Here is a 26409-nt window from a genome sequence, read left to right on the forward strand (position 1 = left end):
TTGTCATCGAAATCAATGGAAAATCAAAATGTTGTTTCGCATTGCACAATTATGGCAGTTCCGACGCAGCCCATACATGAGAGCGTATGACAAGCCCAGAAAGGTCCGATGAAGCAAGACCATACTGACGATAGACGATTTTACCAGACCGGTCAAATACAAGGAGGCATGGAATTCCCTCTACCTGATAAAAATCTGTCATTTTCCAGTCTTTATCTAGTAAGGTGGGATAATTCATTTTCAACCTTTCCCTATCTTTTTTTATTTTTTCTATGGGTTCTGTAGTATCAGTATTGATTCCGCGAAATACAAAATCCGTAGTCGAAACAGAAGCTTTCCACTGGTTGATAGTAGGAACTGCCTTGGCACAAGGTTCACACCAAGTAGCCCAAAAATCCAAAACAACGACTTTGCCTTGAAACGATTCCAATGATTCTTTCCCTCCCGCAAGTGTCGGAAGAGGTTCAGGATAAAAATCACTGACAGGACCTTCTGGTTTACAAAAAAGGAGAGATAGGATAAAGATAAGATAAAAGCTGGATCTAAGGTTCAAAAAAGCCTGGGTCATCATATTTGAATTCACTGATTTATAATTACTTTTCCAATTTTGACGAATGGAATGAATACGTAAAGGGAAACTGGAACGGAAAAGGAATTTCTATGATTCCTTCCACAATCCAACCCTATGAAACCGGGGATGAAACAACCGTTATCTGGAAATCAAACGCAAAAGAAACCAAATCCCATTTCAAACGCGGGAAATCCGAGTTTTCACTGACTTGGTTACTAGAATCAGAAGTCCTCTGCGACAAAATTAAACTTATCGCAAAAGATGCTGATTGGGAATGTGAAATCCAAGCGATGACGAGAGATCGGTTTCATCTCCATGTTCTTCCGATTTCAGATAAGTCGAAAATTCTCTACTCTGGTGTTGTCACCAAAAAAAAGGGATTATTCTCCTTCCTCTAAAACTTTGCGAAATACCTCTTCGGTAATTTTTGCTGCCTTCTCCCAAGTAAACTCATCGATAGACAGTTGTTGTTGTGTTGGATGTTCAAAAAATTTTTTAATGGCTTCGGCCCAAAGTTTTGCATCTTCCTTGGTATGGTAAGGAAGATAAGTGACCCCATCTTTTCCAATTTCATGAAAGGTGGGGATATCCGAAACAATACAATGCAAACCATGGAAAATTGCTTCCACCATAGGAATTCCAAATCCCTCATATTTACTCGCAAAGGCAAATAAACCGGCTCGTTTGTAGAGATGTTGCAGTTCCGAATCGGAAACAGAATCTAGGATATAAATGTCTTTGTATAATGCGCGTTCTTGTAATAATTCTTCTATAAACTCAGGTGATTCCCAACCAATTTTTCCGACGATCACCCAAGGGCGGTAATGATGGGGGTCAAGTTTACGATATTCACGAAAAACATTGAGTAAAAAAGGATAGTTTTTTCTTGGCTCAATCGTAGATACAGACAAAAGAAAATCAGTTCCTAAATCTTTCACTCTAACAGAAACTTTAGTTTCCAAAAGTTTTGTCATCTCCGTTTGATTCACTCCTGGATAAGACACACCCGTTTGATCTTCGGGGTATCCAAACTTACGACACATATCATCACTTGTTTGTTTGGAAATCGATAAAATGAAACTGGATCGCCTAACAGAGTAACTTTGAAATAACCTTTGTTGGATTTTAGCAATCCACCGCATAGTTTCTGGGTATAAATATAATACTAAATCACAGTAAGTTAAAACAGCTCTTAAACTCCTTGGCAAAAAAGGAGGCAAAACTTGTTGGGAACCCCAAAACAAATCGAGTCTGTTTTTTAATAAATAAAGCGGAATGTAGAGATTGTAATACAAACCTCCCTTCCATTTCAAAAATCCGCCTCCCGGTACAAAGCTAACATTGGGTAGATCCAAAACAGCCTTATGGTCTTCATGTATGGGTAAATGTGAGAATAAAAAGAAATCATATTCCTCTTTATGAGGGAATGCTTTTAAAGTTTCGGCAATGAGCCTACCTACTCCGGATACCCTTGTCGACAATGGCCTTGCATCTAATCCAATCCGTTTGGTCCTTACCATCGTTCTTTTACCTTTAGAGATAATTGATGGAAATCAATTTTAGATTCCAAATAATTGACAGCTGTTTTTTTCCCAGCAACTAAACCAAATGAAAGAGTTTGTGCTTGGTTGAATTGATATCCTTTGTCTTTCAATGGAAAACAAATAAAATTTTCTTCATCCAATAGAGCGATTCCCCCACAAATATCCCATTCATTCTTTGGTTTTAAAGATACAATGAGGTCAATAAAACCTGCAGAGAGTAGTCCTAATTTATAGGCAATACTGCCCATGGAACGAATTTCAAAATCTTCATGCCAAAAGGCATCTGAAAATAAACCTTCTTTCATTTCCGATAAGGAGACAAGTAATATCGGTTTTGCTGCAACCGGCTTTGACTCCTCTAGCGGGTGTAATACGGAACTACTTTCAACAACTAAGGTTCTAAAATTTTCTTCCGTTGCAAATGGAGGTTGTAACTTTGCAAAAAAAGTATTTCGATTTTTGGAAAAAAACTCACCTGTAGCTGGATTAAAGATCACTCCCCAAATCGCTTCTCCGTTTCGAACAAGACCCAAACTTAAGGCAAACTGATCATTCTTTTTAACAAATTCGCGAGTTCCATCAATGGGATCTAAAATCCAAACCCATTCCTTGTCCAAACGTCTATTTGTATCCGTTTTTTCCTCTGACAAAAAGCCATGACTAGGAAATCTTGCAGAGATTTTTTCAAAAAGGTACTCACTTGCAAATAAATCCGCTTCTGTTACTGGATCGTTCCCACCTTTGTCACGAATTTGAAAGTCCGTTTTATAAATGGAAAGGATTGAGTCTCCAACTGATAATACCCACCGCCAAACGTCCCTGAAATCTCTTTCTTCCATTCAGTCCTTATAGGAAATCTAATTCTTTTTTTCTTCTTTATGAGCGTTTGAACCTAAATCCAAACCTTCCGGTTTTTCTAATACAATTTCTTCTGAAGGAGAAGTAACATATGTCTCGGGATCAACAGGAAATAGGTATTGAAAATAATAGTTTTTATATTTAACAAAAAATGTATTTGTTCCTTCTGGACGTTCCGTCTGTAAATCTTGGAATTTAAGTTCTTTTAGATCTTTTTTTGGATTTGCTAATCGTTTGGAAAGTGTACTACGAACTGAACTAACCATATTGGTTTCAAAATTCTTTTTTTTCTGCTCTTCCGTTAATTTTGGATTTCGAAGGTAATCTTCTAGTTTAGTAAACTCTTCCGCCAAACCGGAGTTTTGCTGTGCAAAAATAACCGTTACCGGAAACAATATAATTATACTTAATATCCAAAATCGTTTCATAGTCATTCCTCTTCTAGTTCATGAAATTATCTCTAATGGTGTGTATGCCAATAAGAATTTTTTATCCAAATGAGAACCAAATCTCACTTCTACCTTACGGTTATCTCCTGATCCTGAAATCGTTAAGATCCGCCCCTCCCCGTAAACTTTATGACGTACTTTTGTCCCCACTTGGAAATTTCCATCCCCTGTCTTTGCAAGAACCGTTTCGAATTTTTCTTCCGATTTTTGAAATCTTTCGGCTCTTGGAGTAAATTCAGGCCTGCGCACCCCATAACGGTTTTCGGTAAACTCACCCTCCACAAATTCGCTAGGAAGTTCTTCCAAAAATTGAGAAGGCAGTCGGGCTTCGATTTCTCCAAACTTACGGGTGAACCGAGAAAAACTTATCTCTAAATTCTTTCGCGCCCGAGTGATGGCAACATAGGCAAGCCTTCTTTCTTCTTCCAATCCATCCGCAGAATCTATAGATAAAAAATGGGGAAAGGTCCCTTCCTCCATACCTGCCATAAATACATGATAGAATTCTAAACCTTTGGCATTATGAACAGTCATAAGGATTACATAGTCAGGTAAGTCCTTGGTATTGTCTTCGCTTGTAATCAGAGAGATGTTTCCTAAATATTCTTCAAGCGTAGCCTCAGGATTGTTTTCTTCAAATTCTTTGAGGGCATTTACAAATTCATTTAAGTTGGAAAGCCGGGAAAAAGAATCTTCTGTACCTTCATTTTCCAAAAATTCCCTGTATCCAGAATGTTCTAAAACATCATAAGCAATTTCCGATGGAGTTTTTCTACCAAGATCCTCCATCGCAGAGTCAAACATTCGATACAAAGAAGCTAACTTTTGCAAGGTTCCCTTTTTGATTTCAGGTATGGACTTACCCAAACATTCAAACAACGAGAGGCCTTCATTAACGGAATATGATAATAACCGACTGACAGTGGTGTCTCCAATTCCTCGTGGAGGTGAGTTGATGATACGAAGAAGAGAAGTTGAATCCACAGGATTGACCACAACGGAAAGGTAAGCAATTAAATCTTTTACCTCTTTTCTATCAAAGAACCGAAACCCACCAAATATCTTATAAGGAATTGCTTTTTTTCGGAGAGCCTCTTCAAAGTATCGGGACTGGGAATTGGTTCTATAAAATACTGCAAAATTAGAATACTTCTGGCCCTTTCTCACTCCAACTTGAATTTTTTGGACAATTCCCTCTGCTTCTTCCAATTCATTTTGATAAGAGGTGAGTTTGATTTTATCACCCATTGGATTTTCTGTTCGAAGAGTTTTATTTGTTCTTTGTTTGTTATTAGAGATTAATGCGGCAGCTGTTTCAATAATAGTTTTAGTAGAACGATAATTCTCTTCTAATTTGACAACGACTGCATCTGGATAATCTTTTTTAAAATTTAGAATATTAGAAATATCAGCTCCACGCCATGAATATATGGACTGATCATCATCTCCCACTACACAAAGGTTTTTGTGAAATGACGAAAGTGATTGTACCAAATGGTATTGGATTTTATTTGTATCCTGGTATTCATCTACCATGATGTATTTCCAAAGCCTTTGGTATTTTTCCAAAATCACTGGAAAATCACGAAACAAAATAACGGTTTTTAGAATAAGATCTCCGAAATCCAAAGCATTTCTTAAATCTTTTCGTTTTTCATATTCTAAAAATACGGAAGCGATGGTTTTTGTATAGGAATCATCTGCTTTCTTTTTGGCATATTCGTCTGCCGTCATAAAAGAATCTTTTGCAGCAGAGAAAGTATTGGCAAGACTTGAAGGTCGAAACTCTTTTGTATCCATATCTTTGGATTTTAAAATTTCTTTGATTAGCGACTCTTGCATATCACTGTCATAGACTGTGAAATTATTCCCAAGTCCCAAAACCTTACCTTCTCTACGTAGTAAATACAAACAAAGAGAGTGAAAAGTCCGAACAAAAGGTTCTCCATTCCCTTCAGGTAACAAACTTCTGCAACGGATACGCATCTCTTCTGCTGCTTTGTTGGTAAAAGTGACAGCAAGAATTTGATTTGGATAAACTTTATGGTTTAAGATGAGGTTTGCGATTCTGTAAGTAATTACACGAGTTTTACCTGAACCCGCACCTGCCAAAATCAGAAGTGGTCCGTCTACTGATTCGACAGCTCGTTTTTGCTCGGAATTGAGTCCAACTAACTCCACTTAGAATCGCATATCCCCAATACCAAAAACGAATTGAAAGCTATTATTGTCCGGATACAATCCAAAAGGCCGTTCTTCTACCCCAGTATACCGAATTCTTTGTGCAAAATACAATCGAAGCGGCAATACTGGAATTTGAATTCGAAGTCCAAAACCCCAAGAAAATCGAAAATTAGACATTGATAAGTTTTTGCTAGAAAGGACTAAATTCCCCGGATCATTGACAACCAAAGGTGAGTCTGGAATTTTTTGGCCAAAGGAATTATAATTTTCATAAAGGTAAGTTTCCACTGGTTCAGAATATCTTTGTGCTTGGACCAAAGAATCATAGTTCTTAAAGAACTCTTTTCTTTCCCCCACTGCTCTGTTGATTTGTTCATACATAGCGCCTGCATCGAAGAACACAACAAACCAGAGTAACGAAGGTTCGATGGGGAAACGGAGCTCTGAAGTAAACAAAACCCGGCTGGAGGCACCATTTTTCCATTCATCAGGATAGTATTTATCATCAAAAAACCAACCACGAAGAGATTCATATCCTCCGAGGAACAACCGGTCCTGAACTTGAATGTAGGGGATCCGTTCTTTATCCTGATTTTTATACTTAGGTGTCCTTTCAAATGTAAACACAGATGAAGTTCGGAATTGTTGGACCACACGCCATCGCCTAAGAGCATTTTTGCGGATGAGACCAAAGAATGTATAATCGAACCAGGTATGATAGTATTCTAAAATAGGACTAAACTGATCGAAATGTGACTCTCCCCCTAGGAACTGGCCCACGTTATCCACAGAGAAAATTAAATTAAAACCTTGGGTCGAATTGAATACGTTATCCCTACTATCATAAGCAATACCATTGGTAAGTTGGGAACGAAATTGCCATCCGCGATCTACTTCAGCTAGTACCTGATCAGATACGAGTGATGTTGGCCGAGTTGATGCAAAAAAGGATGGAGAATAACGATGGAAGTGTGTCCAGTTGATTAGGAATCTATGACCAAGTCCTGCACTGACACCGACCCCAGCACGTTCGTATGAAGCAACTTCCTTAATCCCTTGGTTGTTGTTCTCTGTAATAGAAGTGGCACCCACAAACAAAGTTCGGGAAGAATAAAATGCGGAAAGCGTAAGCGACCAAGGTTTGTCCATAAACCATGGTTCTGTCCAAGAAATTTGCAAATAACGACGGATAGGTCCAAATTCCACACGACCGGTAATTTGTTGCCCCGATCCATTCAGGTTATTTTCACCTAACTGAGTAAAGATGGAAAATCCAGTGATCGTTCCATAACCTCCTCCCATGGAGACAGTTCCAGTAGGCTGTTCCACAAGTTCAATGATTAGGTTCATTTTGGTTTCATCAGAACCAGGTCTCATATTAAAGTTTACTTCTTTAAAATAACCTAAGTTAAAAATACGTTCCCTTGACCTATTGACAAGAGTTGAATTAAAAAGATCACCTGGTTTAAATAAAAGTTCTCTTCGAACTACCCGGTCTTGTGTTTTTTTATTTCCCTTAATAATGATGTTTTCGATAAAAGCTAAGTTGTTTTCACGAATCGTAAAATCTACGTGAATGAATTTTTTTCCTCTTAACTTCGGTTCATCATCATATATCTTTCGTAATTTAGCTACATTTAGACGACTATATTCTTCATTACAATCTACAGTAGCATCAGAACTTCCACGTTTATCACAATTTTCATAACGAGACAAAGATGCATCACTTAACTCAATCACTTTCCGACGCGGAATGACCTGAGCAAACAAATACCCTTTGGCAGAATAAGCTTCGTTAATGGAAGCCCTGTCCTTTTGGAATTTTGTTTCATCAAAAACTTCCCCTACATCGGCAGGAGCAAATTCAAACTGATCCTCTAAAAATTTGACTGGGTAAACCGGAGACCATTCCTCTTTGGGAGTGCCGATAGGATTGTTTTCTTTGTTTAAAAATTGTGGCATTCCATTTGGTGCAATGGTCATGTCATGGTTTGTCGTATATCCATTATAAAAATATTGTTCGCCTTCGCTAATCTTAAAATTAACGATCACAACACGTTTGTCTTTCTTCTGAGGATTTTCCCAGCGAATTTCCCAATTGGTTCCTTCATTACTGAGTTCTGCATCGACATATCCTCTGGATTTTAAATAAGCAGATATTTTTTGTTTATCAGATTCAAAAGCAGATTCTTTAAACACACCAGATTCAATAATTCCACTTTCCTTTAAATCCATGATACCTTGGATATCATAAGTATCAATTTCACTATTACCGAATATATTGATTTTACTAACGGGAATTTCTTCCCCTTCATCAATGATAAATTTAACTTTAACTGTGTTCGTATCTGGATTTACTGGTTCTGTTTCAAAACGAACGTAAGCGAGAAAAAAACCTTCATCTCGATATTTCTTTAAAATAACTTCTTTAGAAAGGGTTACTTTCTTCGGAGTGATCACTTCATTTTCCTTTAACGGGATCTTATCTCGTAAATCTGAAGGGAAAACTTCATCAGCCCCGATAAAATCTATATCCTTTACCCGAGGTCTTTCTTTCACTACAACAAGGATCTTTACGCCTTCTCCATCCATTTCTCCTTGGATGTCAATATGGTAAAAGAATCCAGAAACAAAAAGAGCACGCATGTCCGCATTCAAAAGCCCTTGGGATAACTGCATTCCAGGACGCATGTCCATTAAATCCAAAATGTCGTCTGAGGAAGTATTGATATTCCCTTTGAACTCAACTTTGGTAATCACTTTATCTAAGTATACAGAACGATTCGACCAAAGGGATACCCATTCTGCCGAAACTAGCAAAAGCAGAGATAAGACAAATAGGCTAATGAATTTTATTGTTTTTCGAATATTCAAAAAATCACTTAGTTGTGCCCTTTACCATTGCTAAGTTAAAGCGACTAACACCTGCAGCATTGACTGCATCGATTACCTTAACTACAACTTGGTAGGACGCACCACCATCTCCACGAATAATGACTTTGTTTTTTTTAGGATCTCTTTCTTTTTCAGGACCAAGGAACCCATTTATTTTTTCTGTTAGACCTTCTAGCGGAACAGGTTCCGAACTTTGGTCTAAATAAATTTTCCCTTGTTTATCTACAGTGATGACTAACTCATCTTTTTGTTTTTCTTTTGCTACGCTGGAAGAACGAGGTAACTCTACTTTCAAAGCAGTGTTCTTTTCCAAAGTAGCATTCATCAAAAAGTAAATCACTATAAAGGAGATAACATCGATGAGAGGTGCAAGTTCGATATTATTAAATGATTTTTGCGTTTTGCGAAATTTCATTTCGTTTGTTTATTTGTTTAGGTGTGGTAACACCAAATCCGTTACGTTTTCCATTTCCGTAATTCTTTCCTCTTTCATTCGAGAGAAAAGATTATAAAAAATGTAAGCGGGGATTGCAATTCCAAGACCCATAGCAGTGGTAATCAATGCTTCAGAAATCCCAACTTCTGCACCTTGTGTCCCTGCACCCTCCGCAAAGGAACGAACAATTCCAATGACTGTTCCGAGAACTCCAAGTAAAGGGGCTATGGTGGCAATGGTTCCAAGACCAGTCAAATATCGTTCCATTAAATAAATTTGACGGAATCCTTCTTGGCGGATGTCTTCTTCCCAAAACTCAATTCCACGGCGTTTGAGTTCAAATGCCATACGAAGGAGAACTGCGGCAGGTGATTGTACATCTTGACCTAACACATCTTTTGCTTCATCCCATTTTTGTTCACGAGCCAGTTCACGAACTCTTTTGAAATGGTCTTGAGGGATCGCTTTTAGTTTCCAGTAATAAACAAGTCGTTCCACGATGATGGTAAAACCAACGATGGATACAAAGATGATTAAAATGGGAATGGTTTGCGGAGGAACCGAGGAAATGATTGAATCTGATTTGGCGAAAGGAAAAAACATGAATGGGACCCCATTGAAGGATTACGAATAGAGTTTTCAGTCTTCCCTTTTTCGCCAAATACTATTTTTACGACTCTACCCTGCTTTTTTCATTAGTAAATCTGTCGCTGCCTTCAGCACCGCAGAGGTCATTTGTTTGCCACCAATCATTCGAGCGAGCTCCCGTTTCCTTTCCTCAAAGTCAAGAATGGAAGCAATTGACACCGTCCTCCCACCTTCTTGGCGTTTTTCGATCTTAATTTGATGGTCCCCAGAGGCTGCTACCTGCTGAGTGTGTGTGATCAGAAGGATTTGCGAGTTTCGTGCTAGTTTTTTAAGCTTTGTTGCCATTGCTTCCGCTGCTTCCCCCCCCAGACCAGTGTCGACCTCATCCAAAACCAACATTTGAGGAGAGGGCGCCTGTTTTCCAAGAACACTCCGAAGAGCAAGCATCACCCGTGATAACTCCCCACCAGAAGCCACTTTACGGAGTGGGCGCGGCTTTTCTCCTGGATTGGCACTAAAATAGAATTCAATCTGGTCTAAACCAGATTCGGAAAGAAAATAAGATTTGGACCCTTCTTCCACTTCCCCTTCAGGATTTTCTTCCCAACGAAGAACCACTTGCAGTTTTCCACCTTCTAGTCCCAAATCAGCCATCTCTTTTTGGACATCCTCTTCAAACTGTGAGATAACATTGCGACGCAATTTGGAAAGTTGAAACCCAAGTTCTTTCATTTCGGTCAGACATTGGTCTTTTTTGATCCGTAAAAAATCTTCATCCCCAGCTTGTTCATTCCAACGATCAAGCTCCGATTTTTTCTCTTCGAGTAAAAGATTGATCTCGGCCAAACTGACATTGTATTTTTTCTTTAATTTCTTTATATCTTGGAGTCTGGACTGAACCATATCCAATCTTTCTGGACTAAAAAAAAGTTCCTCTTCTTCTTCTCTGATGACTGCCTTAAGTGATTTTAATCTGTCATAGACTTCTTCCCATTCTTCCAACATTTCCTTTTTTTCTGGGATCAAAATGGATACTTTCTGAATGGCATGGATGAGAGTCGGAAACACTTTGAGAATCGAATTTTCTTTTTCAGTCAATTCTTCTAGCACCAAACGGTAGTTCTCTGCTAGTTTTTCTCCGTTTGCCAAAAGTGATTCTTCTGTGGATAGACTTTCATCTTCCCCTTCTTTTGGGGAAATAGATTCAATCTCTTCAATTTCATACTCTAGAATTTCTTTTCGTTTGAGCATTGTCCTTCTGGTTTCTTCAAAATCAGAAAGTTTTTGTTTCCAATGTCTATATTGTTGTAATGCCGATTTAAATTTGAACTTTAGGGATTCTAAATTGCCGTATCTGTCTAAAAATTCCAATTGGTTGGATTTTTCGAGAAGGAAGAGTTGTTCGTTTTGGCAATGGATCTCGGCCATAGATTTTCCAAGTTCTCTTAGGTGTGTGGTGGATGCCAAACTCTCTCCAATTTTCACACGAGCCTTTCCATCTTTCATCAGTTCTTTGGTAATGACAATTTCATCCCCGGTGTAACGAAATCCCTGTTCCATTAAGTAGTCTTTCGCTAGGTTTTGACCAGTAAGAGAAAGCACTGCCTGTAAGGAATACCTCTCCTTACCTTGGCGGATATTCGCAGTCGAACAACGTCCCCCAAACAGGGAAGCCAATGCATCGAAAATTAAGGATTTTCCGGCACCGGATTCACCAGTAAAGACAGTAAGACCATCCGAAAGGGAAAGTTCTAGGGATTCGAAGAGTGCAAAATCTTTAATTTTCAAATGTGTGATCATATAGACTCCTGTTTGCTACACATACAATTACTACTTAACAAATAAGTAGTCAACGAAATTTTTTAGAAAAATACAAAAAACGAAATTTCTCTCTCTTTCCATTTTGAAACTCTGGTGGAAGAGGCCCCTATGAAAGATTTAGAAGGAAAAATTCACCTTGTCTCGAGCCTTCCGCTGTTTAGAAGTCTCTCCCGAAAAGAAAAGATTTGGGTGGCCGAATCGGTTCATATAGTCGAATCCGAAAGGGAAGAAATTTTATTCACTGCGGGAGACGGGGATCGAAGTTTATTTCTCATTCTATCTGGTGGGATCAAATTGTTTCTGCCCAAAAAAGGGGAAGGAAAACGTGAAGAAGAAGTTCAATATCTCAAAAAAGGAGAATACTTTGGGATTCAATCCTTACTCACCGGTGAAAAACATAGTCATACTGCTGTTACAGTTACCGAATCGAGATTTCTCGTTTTATCCCAAGCCGGATTCCAAAAACTAATCCAGAAAATTCCTTATCTATCGATTACTTTTTCCAAAATGCTAACCAAGTCTCTTCGGGGAGAGCTCCTTGGAGGACGCGAATACTTTCGTAATTCAGTAGTTTGTCTTGTACATTCCGACCCAATAGCAAAGGATCGTTTGGCTTCGGAATTGGTTTCTTCCATCGAAGAAGAGTCCGGGAAAAAATCTGTCATTCTCCACTTTGCCCAAAACGGACAAACAGAAAATCCTTATGTAAAATCTTATAAATTCAAAGATTCCGATCGCATCAAAGAAACTTTAGGCAAACACTACGCAAGCCATTCCTTTATCTTTTTGGAAGTGTTTCCGGATACGGAGGAAGATTTAAAACAACTGTTAATCGAAGAATCTGACCATATTGAAAACTACCTTTCCCCCGATAAAAAAATTAATCTTTGTGATTCTATAACTAGTGAATCCAAAGAAAACGAAATTCTTTATCATGAAACCAATATCAGAGATGTATTGGATCATGGAAAATGGGAAATCCATATCAGAAGAAAGGCAAGAGAACTGTCTGGAGTACAAATTGGAGTGGCACTCGGTGGGGGTGCAGCCTTGGGTCTTGCTCAAGTGGGAATCATGAAGGTAATGGAAGAGGAAGGAATCATTCCCGACATGATTGCAGGAACGAGTATCGGTGCAGTCATTGGTGCTTTTTGGGCCAGTGGTTTAGGTTACAAAGGAATCTTACCACTCCTCGGTGAAATCGATAGCATTTTCAAAATGTTCAAACTCGTTGATTTATCTTTTCCTGGCCAAGGACTTTTACATGGAAAACATGTTAGGTCTCTTCTCGAAAAATATCTTGGAGATTTGTATTTTGAAGATCTTCCTATTAAACTAAGACTCATCAGCTGTGATATTTCCACAAGACAGGAGATTGTTCTCTCAGAAGGAAAAGTCCTCGATGCGGTTATGGCAAGTATTTCTATCCCTGGTGTGTTTGTACCGCAACCCCAAGAAAACGGAAAAACTTACGTGGACGGCGGGATCGTGAATCCACTCCCCGTTTCTGCTCTGACCCATGAAGGGGTTCAAAAGATCATTGCTATCAATTCTATGCCGAGTTCCAAAGATGAAATGAAAACAAACAAACTACTTAATTTGAATGTTTTGGATATCATTGTGAATAGTTTATACTCCCTCCAATACCGAATTGGAAAGTATAGCGCCCAGGAAGCAGATGTGTATTTAAATCCAATTCTTCCCAACTCGAATTGGTTTGAATTTTGGCGAAGTAGTGAATTCATACAACTGGGAGAAACAGTTGCCAAAAGTTCACTACAAGAACTCAAACAATTGTTTAGCGAAAAAAATTAGTCTCTATCGGGAGATAAAATGACTATATTAAAGGGATTACGTTCGTTTCTTTCTGATTCTGGGATGGATTCCGAAAACCGAAGGGCTCCAGTAATTACAGTGCCTGTCGTGAGACCTGCAAAAATTCCTTCTTTTTCATAAAGGTCAGCTTGCAGGTGTAAGGCTTCATCCTTGGTAACATGAAAGTAATGATCTATTAGTTTCGGATCATAAACTGCCGGAAGTTGGATTCTTTCCCTTTCTTTAGGATTGTCTGTTTTTCCATATTCCATAAAGGGGGAATTTTGTTTTCCCGCAATGATGACTTTGACTCGACGGTCTTGTGACTTTAAAAAACGACCGATTCCTGTAATCGCACCACCTGATCCAGGCGCAGAAATCACAGCTCCTACTTTTCCTTGGAGGTCTCTCCAAATTTCAGGTCCTGTTGTCTTAAAATGAAAATTAGGATTTGCGGGATTGGATGCTTCATCGGGAATCCATCCACCTAACTTTTTTGCTTTTTCTTCAGCAAGTTCTGACAATCTACCTAAATCTGATTCATTGGTGACAGTAACTTCGGCTCCATAACTACGTAACAACTGAATGCGCTCAGGTGGAGTATGAAGAGGAACCAAACAAAATACAGGATAACCTTTTACTTTACCAATCCAAGTAAAACTAACAGAAGAAGAACCTGCTCCGACAAGGACTACCGACATCCCCTTCTTAAGTTTTCCTCTCCTTTCCGCATCCAAATACATTGCAATGGCAGTTCGGTCTTTTGCTGAACCAGTAGGATTTAAAAATTCAGCTTTGAGATAAAACTGCACCCCCGTATATTCTGAACCAATTCGATTCAATCGAATTAGCGGGGTGTTTCCAATCAATTGAAGGATATTATCATGAATCGGTTTTGCAACGGAAAGTTCCTTTCCAAAGATACCTTGTACATTGTTGAGCGCCTGCAACAGACTGTTGCCCAAGTCATCGATGCCTTTGGAAATTGGATCTATCATTATTTTACTTTTATCAGTTCCACATCAAAAATCAAAGTTGAATTAGCAGGAATAGGACCTATGGCACGGGCACCATATCCGAACTGAGGAGGAATGGTTAATTTTCGTTTTCCACCTTCTTTCATTCCTACAATCCCACGTTCCCAACCTTGGATCACTTGTCCTTGGCCCAATTGGAAACTAAAAGGTTCCCCACGATCCACGGAAGAATCAAATACCTTACCATTGGTCAACTTACCTGTATAGTGAACCACAACCGTAGTTCCGCGAATGGCCTCTCTCCCTAACCCTTGTTTGGTGTCTTGAATGAGTAGCTCATCTGCGAAAATTCCTGTGGTAAAAAACAAAAATCCTATTAATAGAGAAAACAGTTTCATAGAGCGATTATACAGACTTTGCATACAACCAGGGAACTTCTTTTTGGTTCTTTTCTTCAAATTTTTGAATAAAATCGGCTTTTTGGAGAGTAAGTCCAATATCATCCAATCCATTAAGAAGGCAGTGTTTACGAAATGCATCTACTTCAAATGGATATTTTTTACCTTCTTCTGTGACGACCACTTGGTTTTCTAAATCGATTTCCAAGTTTGCTCCAGGTTTTTTGTTTATGGTCTGGAAGATTTCTTCTACCTGAGCTTCCGGTAAAACTATGGGCAACATTCCATTTTTAAAACAGTTATTATAAAAAATATCCGCGTAAGAAGGCGAGATAATAGAACGAAAACCATAATCTTCTAATGCCCATGGTGCATGTTCTCTGGAAGATCCACAACCAAAGTTGTCCCGAGTGACAAGAATGGTTGCCCCTTGGTATCTTGGTGCATTGAGAACAAATTCTGGATTGGAAATTTTTCCAGCGTCATCTAAAAATCTCCAGTCATGAAACAGATGTTGTCCAAAACCTGACCGCTCAATTTTACGAAGAAATTGTTTAGGGATGATTTGGTCTGTATCTACATTCGCTTTATCTAATAAAGCTGCGATTCCTTTTAATTTTGTAAATGATTTCATCTTATTTCCACTCCCGAATGTCTACAAAATGTCCTTCTACAGCGACTGCAGCTGCCATAGCTGGTCCGACAAGGTGGGTGCGTCCCCCTTTCCCTTGTCTTCCTTCAAAATTTCTGTTTGATGTAGAAGCACAGCGGTCTCCAGGGGAAAGAACGTCATCGTTCATGGCAAGGCACATAGAACAACCTGGGTTTCTCCATTGAAATCCAGCTTCTAAAAAGATTTTATCAAGTCCTTCCTCTTCAGCTTGTCGTTTCACACGACCAGAACCCGGAACAATGATGGCTTCTACTTCTTTACTGACCTTTTTTCCTTTGACTGTGTCTGCCACTACCCTAAGGTCTTCGATCCGTGAGTTGGTGCAAGATCCGATGAACACTTTATTTACTTTTACATCGATGAGTTTTTGCCCAGGTTTCAAATCCATATAGGCCAAAGCAGACTCGGCTGATTTTTTTTGAACTGGATCTGTAAAGTCCGAAGGTCCAGGTACAGGAGAAGTTACAGGAATCACTTGGCCTGGAGAAGTTCCCCATGAAACCATTGGTGCAATTTCATTTGCATTGAGTACAACGGTTTTATCAAATTTTGCATCCGCATCGGTTGCGTAAGATTTCCATTTAGCGGCTGCTATATCAAACGCTTCCCCTTTCGGAGCGAAGTCTCTACCTTTGATATAATTGATAGTAGTGTCATCAGGAGAAATAAGCCCAGCGCGAGCACCTGCTTCAATGGCCATGTTACAAATTGTCATACGGCCTTCCATACTTAAGGAACGAATTGCTTCCCCAGTGAATTCAATCACATAACCTGTGGCCCCATCGGTTCCAATTTTACCGATGATAGCAAGTACAATGTCTTTTGCTGAAACAAGTGGAGAAAGTTTTCCATCGACTCTAATTTCTAAAGTTTTTGGTTTCTTTTGGACTAAGGTTTGGGTAGCAAGAACATGTTCTACTTCGGAAGTTCCAATTCCAAAAGCCAAAGCACCAAAGGCACCATGTGTGGCTGTATGTGAATCTCCACAAACAATGGTCATACCTGGGTGTGTTAGTCCAAGCTCAGGCGCCACCACATGAACAATTCCATTGTCCGGGTGATTGATATCAAATAATGTAATACTGTTTTCTTTACAGTTGTCCATCAGAGTTTGCATTTGAAGGACAGAGATCGGATCCACAGATTTCCAATCCCGAGTTCTTGTGGAAACATTGTGATCCATAGTAGCAAAGGTGGCATCAGGGCGACGCACCTTTCTATTGGCTAATTTTAGACTTTCAAAGGCCTGTGGGCTTGTTACCTCATGGACAAGGTGTCTGTCGATATAAATGAGGCAGGTCCCATCATCCTCGTGGACCAAATGGTCATTCCAAATCTTCTCAAACATGGTTTTCATAACTAGACTCCCCCACTTCCAGTCATAACTCGGACATGGGGTGGTATGTCCAGGGAATTTGAAAAAATGGAGCAGTTCTAAGGAGTTTGGACTGTAGAACCATCGACGTAGGTTCCCGAAAGCCCACTGCAATGGGTCGCCGCAGTCCCACCACCACCGCCAGTTTTTGGCGCGGTATATACACCGATAATATAACCTACCCCAGACTGAGTCACTTTGCAGGAGCCGACTGCACTTGTCTCTGTACACTTAGGCGTCTGTTTGGTTCCAGAAAGACAACTTGTTAAATATCCATAGTAGTTTTGGCAGACACCAGATCCTAAGTCACAAGCAAATTTAAACGTTTTTGTAGACCCACCATTGAGTAGGTCTGAAAGGTCCGAATCAGATATGGTTTGCACAGGAGTTCCGTCTGTTAGAACAGTGAGAGGATTTGCGGTAGCACTTTCTTTTTGGTAGAGATAAATCAAATAACTCCCCGCTTTTGTAAATGTGACCACGGTTGCGGGAGAATCCACTTTGGAATATTCCGTTCCATCTTTGGCAACAGTTGCGGAAGACAAATCCAAAGGACAACTGGTGGATACATAAATAGAAAGTTTCGCATAACGAGAAAGTACGACACGGGTTCCAATTTGGGCACCGGCAATTTGCATAACTGCATAATAAGTATCACCCGCTAAAGAAAAAGAAACGGACTGAGAGGTCGTAGTAATCCCAGTGTAACCGGCTTTGATTTGAGTTCCAAGGCCTGCCACCGTACAACCATTGGCACCTGTTTCTTTGGCTAGTAACAGAGAAGTAGTTGCATCATTCTTTGAAGTTTCTCCCGAACAATGTAAGGATAATAGAAAAATGGTTACCAAAAAGATTCGTAAAATGTTTTGTTTTTTCAAAACCATATTTCTACCTTCCTCGAAACGACAGGGTTGTTTTTCCAATTTGAATTTCATCCAAATTATGAAGTACCTTGGGGCGAAGTAACTTTTTACCATTTAAGTATACACCTGTCTTGGAAACACAATCAAACAATATATACTTCCCTTTCCTATTTTTTATCTTCGCGTGGAGACCCGCTACAGTAGGATCATCTAGAACCAAATGATTCGACTCCCAACTACCAATAGTCACTTCCTCAAACTGCAATTGGAATTGTTCTGAATTGTGATTTCCATCTCTTTGCATTAAAACTGCATAGGAATAGGAAGTTCCTGGAAGAGTTGCCTTTTCTGCAATGGCCAAAGCAATCTCGCGGTCTCTTGCAGCCCTTTCCATGGTTTCCCCATACATTCTGTCATACACTTGGAGTTCTTCTTTACGCTGCGAAAAATCGGGTTCTGAATTTTCAATCGAAATTAATTTTTGACTCGGTTCTTCATACCCACGTAAATAATACAAAGCTGCCAAACATAGGAAGATAAGAAACAAACTGACTGGAAAAAAGAATAAGGGATCAGATAATTTTAAATAGAGCGATCGAAAAAAAGAAAGTTCATATTGGAATTCAAAATGTATACCTTGGTCTACTGAGTTCAAACTTCCCGAAATAAAATTTGATTTCCACTTTGATAGTTTCCAAGGCGAAATATAAACTAATTCATAATCGGGAAGACCTAATGCACGCAAATAAGAAAACAAATCTGCATAACTATCGGATTTGGAAATATTATAATGACGTCCATTGGCATAACTAGCTAGTTTCGTTGCTTCCAAGGAACTAGGTGCCAGTACAATTAGTTGTAAGTTTTTATCTTTGATTCGTTTTGCCAGTTCCGGTATTTCAAAACGATCCTGCCATTCAGGAGCAAAACTTACAAAAACAAGAATATGATCTTCTGTTGATTGGTTTTTAGGAATGCCATCCAGGAAATTCTCCCAATTCCGAATGGGATATATTGGCACAGGTTCTTTTGGAAACGGAAACGAAATGTCGAGCGTTTGAGAACGGATTCTTTCATAAGAATGTTTGTTTTCATCCGACTGGATTTGTAATTTAGAATTCCCGCCTGTATTTTCTGAAATCTTAACCAATTGGTTCGCTAATTGTATGATCCACCGCCTGTCTTCCGCATTCGTATAACTGGGAATAGAAATATATAAGTGGACCGGATTTTTCGATTCGAAGGCTTCAAATCGCAAAGATTCAGTAAGTCTTGCATTCAAATCCAATTGTTCAGAAAGTACAAATCCTTTAGGTTCAATATTGTTGTTGGAATGAAATCGAATTTTGACTTCGGGATAGGAACGAGTGTCCACCGTGCGGAGTTTGAATCCTGGGTCAGCCGAAAGCGCCATAGGTATCAAAACAAGGCATAGGAAATTCCAATTACTGAAAAAGTAGCGAAGCTTCCTTAAGTTGTTTTCCATATTCTGTTTTTGGCTCCAGGTTGTGGTTTAGAACCGGAATGGTTTCTATCACTTCCCCTTGTTTCATTATCGTAACTTGAGAGGCTAGACTTTCGACGATCCGAAGCTCATGCGTAATAAAAACAACTGACATTCCCATTTTTGCAAGGTTTTGAACAGTTTCTAAGACAATTTTTTCGGAAAAGGCATCGAGGCCCGTAGTGGGTTCATCTAGGACTAAAATTTCTGGGTTTCGTAAAAATGCTAACGAAAGGAGGATTCTCTGTTTCTCACCGCCAGAGAGAGTCCTTGCGTATTCCGTCCAATGGTTTCTGGGAATGGACAAACGGTCCCAAATCAAAAACAAGGATTCATAAGATATTTTATCTAGCCCTGAAAGTTTAAAAAAATCATGGACTTGAGATTTGATGGTTCGGAAGGGATGGAAGGCTCCATTGGGATTTTGTGGCACCATAAATAACTTCGGGCCCAAACGTTTCGTAAGTACATCTTCTCCGAGGACTGTGAAAGTAGAGTATGATAAATGACAACCCTTTGGCACCATCCCAAACAAGGAAAAACCAAGAGTGGATTTTCCAGATCCAGATTCACCAATAATTCCGTGGACAACTCCTCGTTGCATTTCTAACGAGATTCCATTCCAAATTTTTTGCCCGCCATTAGTTACAATGGTTGCATTTTTAATTTGAACAACAGTTTGTTCAGTCGAGGCCAAACAAATCCTTCTCTATGATGCTACAAAGAATATGACCAATTAGGATATGGCATTCCTGAATCCTTGCGGTAACTTTAGAAGGAACGATGATTTCTACATCACCTTTCCCTTTTAATTTTCCACCATCTCCACCTAAAAAAAGAACTACCTTCATCCCAATTTTTTTAGCTTCCTCTACCGCCAAAATGATGTTTTGCGAATTTCCGGAAGTGGTTAGACCAACAAAAACATCTGTTGGTTTTCCAAACGCTTGGACTTGCCTTTGAAACACATACTCATAACCATAATCATTGGAACAAGCAGTAAGAACCGCTTGGTCGCTATTAAGAGCAAGTGCAGGAATGGCCCTTCTTTCATTTCCAGACTTATATCTGACTACAAGTTCTGCTGCAATATGAGAGGCATCACAACTAGATCCACCATTACCGCAAAAATATAACAATCCATTATGTTTTAAAGATTCAACAAGGACCTTTCCTGCAGATTCGATTGAAGGCAAAAGGGATGGTAATAACTGTTGTTTTACGGCGATCGAATCGTCGATTTGTGTTTGGATAAGCGATTTATGATCCATGATTTTCTTCCTTTTCCCGTCTTTCTTTTATGGTATTAATGGTATTTCCAAATTCTGTAAGTGCCGAACCAAATCCGAAAAAATTTTTGGCTTTGGTATAAGGATTGTTTTGGTCAGCAGTTCCTAAATTCAAATAGAATAATTCATCCCGAACCAATTGTTTCTGTCTATCTGTAGCGACCGATTCAAAAAAAATCCGACATTCCTCGCCAATAGCAAGTAACACAAGAGCCATAGAATTTGGTTTCATTTGCAAAACCAATTGTTCCTTCCAAAACCGTTCCCAAGAAAGAACAATCCTCCAATCTTCTTTGGGACTTTCTGTTTCTAAAAACAAATTTGTCTTTGGAATCGAAAGTGAGGTAAGCAGTCCATCAAGATGAGTAAGGTCTTTAATCAGATTTTTGTTTAACTCTCCCTCATCCACAAACAAAACGCCTCCCCACTTATCCTCTTTATTTTTATATAGGTGGTTGCCTGTGACTAAAATTATGGAATAGTTTTCTCCTTCGGCGCGAAAGAGTTTATCATTTGTTTTTGTTAAGCGAAACTTGGGAGTTTCTAAAACCACTCCCGACTCCAATTGTTTAGTTCGGAGTTTCTTTTTCCAATTATCAATGGCGTCAGCCCATTCCATGGCAAAGGATTTCGGTTCTTTTTTTCGTTTTCCTTTGTCTTCGTTTTTTTGATTCCCATGGGCTCCAAAAAACGATAAGATACGTCGGAACCAACTTTTTTGGGATTTTGTTTTAGTTTTTGCCATACTCTTTTCTTACATTGGACGGACGTTCAATCTGTTTGCGATCTAGTTCATACAATTTTGCGTATTTGAGGTATGTTGAAAATGCAGAGGCGATAGCAATCCAAAGCCCAGGAATTCCATCCAAAAACCCAAATTTAAAAAGATAAATTTCTAAAAACTTTCCAAAGGGTTTAAATATGGTTTTGGCAAGGGAAAACCTTTCCCCTTTCGCATAACGTGTGTAAGCAACTATACTTGAGAATTGATTGATCGTTGTGATTTGGTGGCTAAAATCTGTGAAACTATAATGAAGGATATCTCCTTTCATGACTTTTCCGATAGATCCAGATTTTAACTCGATGTAATCGTGAGGATTTTCACCTACCCAAGTGGCTGCATTTTTTTGAAATAACCGAAACCTGCGAAGTGGATACCATCCACTGTGCCGAATCCACCGACCCAGATGGTATGTTAAACGAGCAATTTTATATCCATTGACTGTGATGTTTTCGGATTCTAAAAAAGCTTCGATTGAATGAACCAGAGTTTTGTCTGCACGTTCATCGGCATCAAGGGAAAAAATCCAATCATTCGAACAAAAACCGATGGCTTTATTTTTTTGTTCTACGTGCCCAGGAAATGGCGACTCATAGAACTTTACTTTGGAAAATGATGTAGCTATTTCTTTTGTACGGTCTGTACTTAAAGAATCTAAAACAATGATTTCGTCTGCTACGGATTCGATAGAGCGAATACAATCTGCGATATTTTTTTCTTCATTGAAGGTGATGATGGCCACCGACAATTTTCTTTTTCTCTTGCCTTCCATAGGAGTTAAAACCTATTCTTAGAAACAAATATGATTGGGAAAGAAACATTTCATAAGATTTCCGTTGTTTTTCTATACCTTTTCTTTGTCCTTTCCCCGTTTTCCATTAGCCTTTGCCAAATTTTCGCCGGTGCTTCGCTTTTCTTTTTATTTTTGGATTTTACTTTCCAAAAAAAAATTCCTCATTGGGAACCCGATTTTATCTTTTGGATCCTCCTCTATTTAAGTTTCTTAATTACCCCTGTTTTACTGTTCGAAGATACTGACTGGAAACGAACCATATTGAAATCGGAATTTGGTGATGTTTGGATGGGATTTTTACTCTTACATCACTCTCGTCTCACCAAATTGGAAAAAAAAAGGTTAAAACGAGCGGTAGAAATTGGAGCCTTATTTCTTATAGGTTCCGGTTTACTTTCCCTCCTCTCTCCTTACCGTTTGGCCCCGTTTGTAATGGATGGATTTCAATATTTAGAAGGGAAGCGTCTTCCCCACCAACTGGCAAATTTTTTGGGAATCTCCCTTTATTTGCCCATTGGATTTCAAAGTACCCACCTCACCTATGGCGGTCTACTTGCTCTTTATTTGCCCTCTCTAATGGAAAAAACTTTTCGGATTTTAAAAATGGTTCGAAGGCTATCTCGCTATAGAATCCAAATATCATTCCTACTTAGTTTTTCTTTTTTAGGACTTGTTTTACTTTTCCTTAACCAAAGCCGCTCGATTTGGTTTGGTTTATTGTTCGGTTTATTTCTTCTAACTCTTCAAAAAAAGGTTTCTATCAAAAAATATCTTCCCTGGCTTGTTTTTAGTATCGTAGGAATAGTTCTCCTATTCTTTATACTCTACCAAAACAATTGGTTATTCCAGAGGGCCATTGATGATTTATTCGCTAAACGTTCGTTAGAGAACCAAAGGATATGGATTCACAAAATGAATTTTGCCATCCTAAAGGATTCATTTTTACTAGGAATCGGCAGCGGAAATTATCCCGGAGCCTTTATTTTGCAGGCAATTCCACTGGTAAGAGACCTTCCAGAGTTGTATTATGATTTATCCATTACTCCCAAGTCCCATGCTCATTTTGACTTTTTGCATTTTTGGATTTTAGGAGGAATCCTCGGTGGCTCCAGTTTCCTCATTTTTATATTTTTAAAAACAAAATCAATTTTACAGGTAAGTAACCAGGCATTCTTCTACATTGGTTTTTTCGCCATTCTTTTTGCTGGTAGTTTCCAATGTTATTTGTTAGATGATGAAGTTTTGCTTCCTTTCCTTGGAATTTTATGCCTACTTCCAAAATCAAAACGAAAAAGAGAGGAGCGAGAAGAGGGAACAACAAAGAAAAATCGAATCCTGGTATATAGCCTTCTTCTATTTTGGATTCTTTTTTCAAGTATGGGTGCTCTTTACTTAACAAATACTCCCGCTAAAGATTTATTCGTCCACAGAGTTCGGACGGAAACTAATTTTCCAGACAAACTGGGACAATCCTCTCTCAATGCTACATCTGGAGTGGTAGTCCCTGTAGGAACTAGGGAAATGTATTTCAAAATTTCAGGTTGTTTGGATCACGAAATAAATTTTGATAATACCGCCAAAATCCGTACAACCCCCATTCAGTTAAAGATCCATTGGGAAAAAAATCCGTTGGGTGAGCTCCCAGACACCCTAGTTCTTGAAACCCGCAAAAGAGAAAGTTTTGACCAAGATAAGGAATACCGAGTCCAAGCGGAAAGAATTGTGAAAACAGAAACTTTCTTAAATCCAAGAAAGTTGGAATTGGTTCAAGTAAATCCCAAGGAACATTTAGGATCCGGCATTGAATTCATTGATTTCGGATTTCGATTTTTTTGGAAGGGAGAAAGACCGGTCCTACCCATCATTGAAATTTCAGGAAATTGCAATTGAGTAGGAATCGCTCTGAACTGAAAACCTCTTGAACTTTCGTTCGTAAGATCAGCCCATAATTGTCACCGAAAGGCTCCTTGCCTTCGGAAAAAACGTTGCACTATCCGTATAGGTGGCTTTCGTTTTTTTGCTTCTCAATCGTTAGATTCTTACCTGGAGCGGGAATCGAACCCGCACGGGATTACTCCCACAGGATTTTAAGTCCTGTGTGTCTACCAATTCCACCATCCAGGCGAATGTAAAGTGATTAGGCGTCGGCCGGATTCGAACCGGCGGTCAAGCTTTTGCAGAGCCATGCCTTACCACTTGGCCACGACGCCAATCGTGACTTTGGATAGGCTAAAATGGGAAGGCTTGGTGTCAAATGGAAACTGCTTTCACTTTTCATCGGATTGTAACATTTCAGAGAAAAATCAAATTGCACATCTATTTCTTAGGGATGGGCTGTAAATATGAACGTTAAGACCATCCTATCCTTATCCATTTTATTCCTTGTATCTCAAGTATCTTATGCGGACACAGTGACTGTAAAAGCAACAAAAGAGGTTTTAGAAAACGTAAAAACATCCTCTCCTACTGCCAATTATGTTTTAGTAGAATCAAAGGACGGCACCAAACAGGCGTTTAAAAAGAATGCAGTGGATGTAGTAACTCTTCCTGTAGTTTGGGATCCTCCGAAAGAGGAAACAAAACCTGGATTTTTTGGTTCTATATTTGCCTCTGAAGAAACCAAGGAAAAAACAAAAACAGAAGTGTCTAAATCGGAAGAACCAAAAGAAAACCCTGAAAACCAAGGTTTCTTCGCAAGACGCCTTCCTGAACTCGCAATTGGCGGAATGGCTCTCCTTTGGTTGATTCTCCCTTAATTCAGAACCTAGATAAGTAGCCTACTAAATCCCCGCGGCTACTCCCATTCTATCGTACCCGGTGGTTTGTGCGTGAGATCATACAACACCAAAGAAATCAATGGCAAAGCTAACAATTCTTTGGTGATTCTTTCTAAAATCTTTCGATCCATTTGGTAAAAATTGGCAGTCATTGCTTCTGTAGACTCTACTGGACGAAGGACGACACCATACGTTTTTTCCTGGAGACCCACAGGAACTAAAACCACTGGCATTTGCCAAATGAGATTGTGAATGGATTCTTCATAAAGAATTCGATTCACAATCGAATCGGCATCACGTAAAATATCAGAATGTTCTTTGTCCAAACTCAATTTGGTATAATGGAAGGGCCCCGAAAAACTGGTGATCCCTGGGGCAAATACTACCCGATTGATTTCTTTTTTGAAATTCGTGATCTCGACGGCACGTTCATCTAACTCATTCCAATTGGTCGTAAAATCGTTTAACACTGCGCAGTGGGCATAACTCCTTTGGTCACCTTGCACTCCCACAGAAAGGATCGGCAAAATTTTAACCTCCGCCTTTTTTGCAGTCAGTCCCAAATCGGAAAAATCAAGTTTGGGCGGATGCGTTTCGGGACTAGCAATCATCCTGACAACAAGTCCAGGACCTGGAAAAGGATGCCTTTCAATCCAACGTACAGGAAGACCCAAAAGACGACCCAATTCACGAACCTCATCCTTATACAAATCAGCAATGGGCTCAATAATCTTTCCTTCTTGAATGAGTTTTTCAATTTGGGGCACTCGGTTATGGTGGGTTTTGATTTTATGAGAATGTTTAGTGCCACCAGATTCGATAGTATCTGGGTAAATGGTACCTTGTCCGAGAAGCCAATGTTCAGAATCAAGCCCTAGGGAATCAGTCGCTTTCCCTTGTGCTTCTAAAAAAAGGTCACCGACGATTCGGCGTTTTTTCTCTGGTTCAAATTCGTTTTGCAAATGTTGATAAAAAATTTCACTTTCATCCCAAATGGTAAGATCAAATCCCACTTGGTGTAAATTATCCATTAAATCTTTGACTTCATCTTTACGCATAAAGCCTGTATCAACGAGTAGGCCTTTCACCCGGTCTTTACCAAGTGCTTTAGCTAAAAGTAAATAGGCTACTGAAGAATCTACTCCACCAGAAACTAACAAAAATACATTTTTACCAACAGGGACTTTCTTTTGTAATTCCGAAATTTGTTTTTCTAAAAATTGATAGATACTCCAACTCGAACCGGCACCGCAAAGAGTAACAAAGTTTTTTAGCAAAACTTCACCTTCTTCAGAATGAGTTACCTCTGGATGGAATTGAATTCCAAATTGTTTTTTAGATTCATTAGACACAAACGCATAACGACAATTATCTGAAGATGCCACAATAGTAAATCCCTCTGGCATTCGAACTACTTCATCACCATGGCTCATCCAAACTTTTGTTTTTGGAGAAAGAGATTTTGAAAGTAGAGAATCTGGATTTTGAATTTCTAAAATAGCGGGACCATATTCTTTGGAATTGGAAGAAACAACTTCTCCTCCGAGAGCCTTCATTAGAAGTTGGTGACCATAACATATCCCTAAAATGGGAACAGAAGTTTTAAAAAAACCTTCAGGCAGAAGCGGTGCTCCTTTTTCATAAACGCTACTGGGGCCTCCTGATAGAATGATTCCTGCATAGGACTCATAAACAGACAAAGGTTCTTCGTTGGAGAGAATTTCTGTATAGGCTCCAAGCCTACGAATTCGGGAAGCGATGAGGTGCGCGTATTGACCGCCGAAATCGACGACTGCAATTTTTTTATCACTTTTCATG

24 protein-coding genes and 2 tRNA genes are annotated in these 26409 nt (G+C 39.2%); 4 read left to right on the forward strand and 22 right to left on the reverse strand.

From position 1 onward, the window contains the following. Window positions 1-49: 49 nt before the first annotated feature. Window positions 50-571 carry a TlpA family protein disulfide reductase gene (locus tag LEP1GSC203_RS11055; protein WP_002973977.1) on the reverse strand — a complete coding sequence of 174 codons (522 nt, stop codon included), beginning with the start codon at window positions 569-571 and terminating at the stop codon, window positions 50-52. 89 nt (window positions 572-660) lie between these two features. On the opposite strand from LEP1GSC203_RS11055, the gene LEP1GSC203_RS11060 reads away from it, so the two are divergent. Beyond that, window positions 661-969: a hypothetical protein gene (locus LEP1GSC203_RS11060; RefSeq protein WP_039937928.1), complete on the forward strand. Its 309-nt coding sequence runs from the start codon at window positions 661-663 to the stop codon at window positions 967-969. Here LEP1GSC203_RS11060 and LEP1GSC203_RS11065 read toward each other — a convergent pair. The 8 genes from LEP1GSC203_RS11065 to recN form a co-directional block, all read right to left on the reverse strand. Then, window positions 952-2091 (reverse strand): glycosyltransferase family 4 protein, encoded by a 1140-nt coding sequence (locus tag LEP1GSC203_RS11065; RefSeq protein ID WP_002973832.1) that lies wholly within the window; start codon window positions 2089-2091, stop codon window positions 952-954. The two genes, LEP1GSC203_RS11060 and LEP1GSC203_RS11065, sit on opposite strands and share 18 nt — an antisense overlap. Further along, window positions 2085-2954, reverse strand: a complete 870-nt coding sequence (locus tag LEP1GSC203_RS11070) for a 3'(2'),5'-bisphosphate nucleotidase CysQ family protein (protein WP_002973698.1) — start codon at window positions 2952-2954, stop codon at window positions 2085-2087. Before LEP1GSC203_RS11070 ends, LEP1GSC203_RS11065 begins: the two co-directional genes overlap by 7 nt. Before the next feature lie 18 nt (window positions 2955-2972). Further along, on the reverse strand, window positions 2973-3401 hold the full coding sequence (locus tag LEP1GSC203_RS11075) for an LIC11625 family surface-exposed protein (protein ID WP_002974544.1): 429 nt from the start codon (window positions 3399-3401) through the stop codon (window positions 2973-2975). Window positions 3402-3419: 18 nt separating this feature from the next. After that, on the reverse strand, window positions 3420-5603 hold the full coding sequence (locus tag LEP1GSC203_RS11080; RefSeq protein WP_002973721.1) for an ATP-dependent helicase: 2184 nt from the start codon (window positions 5601-5603) through the stop codon (window positions 3420-3422). Next, window positions 5604-8480 (reverse strand): BamA/OMP85 family outer membrane protein, encoded by a 2877-nt coding sequence (locus LEP1GSC203_RS11085; RefSeq protein WP_039937775.1) that lies wholly within the window; start codon window positions 8478-8480, stop codon window positions 5604-5606. It abuts the gene before it with no gap. 4 nt (window positions 8481-8484) lie between these two features. After that, window positions 8485-8916: an ExbD/TolR family protein gene (locus LEP1GSC203_RS11090; protein WP_002974100.1), complete on the reverse strand. Its 432-nt coding sequence runs from the start codon at window positions 8914-8916 to the stop codon at window positions 8485-8487. Between the two features lie 9 nt (window positions 8917-8925). Continuing rightward, on the reverse strand, window positions 8926-9540 hold the full coding sequence (locus LEP1GSC203_RS11095; RefSeq protein WP_002973929.1) for a MotA/TolQ/ExbB proton channel family protein: 615 nt from the start codon (window positions 9538-9540) through the stop codon (window positions 8926-8928). Between the two features lie 75 nt (window positions 9541-9615). After that, on the reverse strand, window positions 9616-11325 hold the full coding sequence (gene recN, locus LEP1GSC203_RS11100) for a DNA repair protein RecN (RefSeq protein ID WP_002974230.1): 1710 nt from the start codon (window positions 11323-11325) through the stop codon (window positions 9616-9618). A gap of 129 nt (window positions 11326-11454) precedes the next feature. On the opposite strand from recN, the gene LEP1GSC203_RS11105 reads away from it, so the two are divergent. Further along, complete coding sequence (locus LEP1GSC203_RS11105; RefSeq protein ID WP_002973627.1) at window positions 11455-13161, forward strand: cyclic nucleotide-binding and patatin-like phospholipase domain-containing protein; 1707 nt, start codon at window positions 11455-11457, stop codon at window positions 13159-13161. Here LEP1GSC203_RS11105 and LEP1GSC203_RS11110 read toward each other — a convergent pair. From LEP1GSC203_RS11110 to LEP1GSC203_RS11155, 10 genes are all read right to left on the reverse strand, one after another. After that, window positions 13158-14159, reverse strand: coding sequence for a PLP-dependent cysteine synthase family protein (locus LEP1GSC203_RS11110; protein ID WP_002974080.1), 1002 nt, complete (start codon window positions 14157-14159; stop codon window positions 13158-13160). The two genes, LEP1GSC203_RS11105 and LEP1GSC203_RS11110, sit on opposite strands and share 4 nt — an antisense overlap. Continuing rightward, window positions 14159-14536: an FKBP-type peptidyl-prolyl cis-trans isomerase gene (locus LEP1GSC203_RS11115; RefSeq protein WP_002973854.1), complete on the reverse strand. Its 378-nt coding sequence runs from the start codon at window positions 14534-14536 to the stop codon at window positions 14159-14161. The genes LEP1GSC203_RS11110 and LEP1GSC203_RS11115 overlap by 1 nt, the downstream gene beginning before the upstream one ends. 7 nt (window positions 14537-14543) lie before the next feature. After that, the gene (gene leuD / locus LEP1GSC203_RS11120) at window positions 14544-15170 is read right to left on the reverse strand and encodes a 3-isopropylmalate dehydratase small subunit (RefSeq protein WP_002974404.1); all 627 of its coding nucleotides are present in this window, start codon (window positions 15168-15170) and stop codon (window positions 14544-14546) included. 1 nt (window position 15171) lies between these two features. Beyond that, window positions 15172-16566 carry a 3-isopropylmalate dehydratase large subunit gene (gene leuC / locus LEP1GSC203_RS11125; RefSeq protein ID WP_002974513.1) on the reverse strand — a complete coding sequence of 465 codons (1395 nt, stop codon included), beginning with the start codon at window positions 16564-16566 and terminating at the stop codon, window positions 15172-15174. A 77-nt stretch (window positions 16567-16643) separates the two neighbouring features. Continuing rightward, window positions 16644-17468, reverse strand: a complete 825-nt coding sequence (locus LEP1GSC203_RS11130; RefSeq protein ID WP_002973912.1) for a hypothetical protein — start codon at window positions 17466-17468, stop codon at window positions 16644-16646. Window positions 17469-17472: 4 nt separating this feature from the next. Next, window positions 17473-18933, reverse strand: a complete 1461-nt coding sequence (locus LEP1GSC203_RS11135) for an FHA domain-containing protein (protein ID WP_039937778.1) — start codon at window positions 18931-18933, stop codon at window positions 17473-17475. After that, complete coding sequence (locus LEP1GSC203_RS11140) at window positions 18893-19648, reverse strand: ATP-binding cassette domain-containing protein (protein WP_002974263.1); 756 nt, start codon at window positions 19646-19648, stop codon at window positions 18893-18895. The genes LEP1GSC203_RS11135 and LEP1GSC203_RS11140 overlap by 41 nt, the downstream gene beginning before the upstream one ends. After that, window positions 19635-20222, reverse strand: a complete 588-nt coding sequence (locus LEP1GSC203_RS11145; RefSeq protein ID WP_002973845.1) for a D-sedoheptulose 7-phosphate isomerase — start codon at window positions 20220-20222, stop codon at window positions 19635-19637. Before LEP1GSC203_RS11145 ends, LEP1GSC203_RS11140 begins: the two co-directional genes overlap by 14 nt. Then, complete coding sequence (locus LEP1GSC203_RS11150) at window positions 20212-20985, reverse strand: LBBP_01157 family protein (protein ID WP_002973915.1); 774 nt, start codon at window positions 20983-20985, stop codon at window positions 20212-20214. The genes LEP1GSC203_RS11145 and LEP1GSC203_RS11150 overlap by 11 nt, the downstream gene beginning before the upstream one ends. Next, a complete protein-coding gene (locus LEP1GSC203_RS11155; protein ID WP_039937781.1) occupies window positions 20972-21793 on the reverse strand; it encodes a glycosyltransferase family 2 protein in 822 nt (273 codons plus the stop codon). Before LEP1GSC203_RS11155 ends, LEP1GSC203_RS11150 begins: the two co-directional genes overlap by 14 nt. A 30-nt stretch (window positions 21794-21823) precedes the next feature. Here LEP1GSC203_RS11155 and LEP1GSC203_RS11160 point away from each other — a divergent pair, with 30 nt between their 5' ends. Further along, the gene (locus LEP1GSC203_RS11160) at window positions 21824-23704 is read left to right on the forward strand and encodes an O-antigen ligase family protein (RefSeq protein ID WP_002974085.1); all 1881 of its coding nucleotides are present in this window, start codon (window positions 21824-21826) and stop codon (window positions 23702-23704) included. Window positions 23705-23854: 150 nt separating this feature from the next. Here LEP1GSC203_RS11160 and LEP1GSC203_RS11165 read toward each other — a convergent pair. Then, window positions 23855-23938: transfer RNA gene (locus tag LEP1GSC203_RS11165), tRNA-Leu, on the reverse strand. A gap of 15 nt (window positions 23939-23953) precedes the next feature. Next, window positions 23954-24024: transfer RNA gene (locus tag LEP1GSC203_RS11170), tRNA-Cys, on the reverse strand. Between the two features lie 132 nt (window positions 24025-24156). Between LEP1GSC203_RS11170 and LEP1GSC203_RS11175 the strand changes: the two genes are divergently transcribed. Continuing rightward, window positions 24157-24570: an LIMLP_04285 family protein gene (locus LEP1GSC203_RS11175; RefSeq protein WP_002974221.1), complete on the forward strand. Its 414-nt coding sequence runs from the start codon at window positions 24157-24159 to the stop codon at window positions 24568-24570. Between the two features lie 38 nt (window positions 24571-24608). On the opposite strand, the gene guaA is transcribed toward LEP1GSC203_RS11175, so the two are convergent. Then, complete coding sequence (gene guaA, locus LEP1GSC203_RS11180) at window positions 24609-26408, reverse strand: glutamine-hydrolyzing GMP synthase (protein ID WP_002974364.1); 1800 nt, start codon at window positions 26406-26408, stop codon at window positions 24609-24611. Window position 26409 lies beyond the last annotated feature (1 nt).

This window comes from Leptospira terpstrae serovar Hualin str. LT 11-33 = ATCC 700639 (assembly GCF_000332495.1).
In the GTDB taxonomy this organism is placed as follows: Bacteria; Spirochaetota; Leptospiria; order Leptospirales; family Leptospiraceae; genus Leptospira_A; species Leptospira_A terpstrae.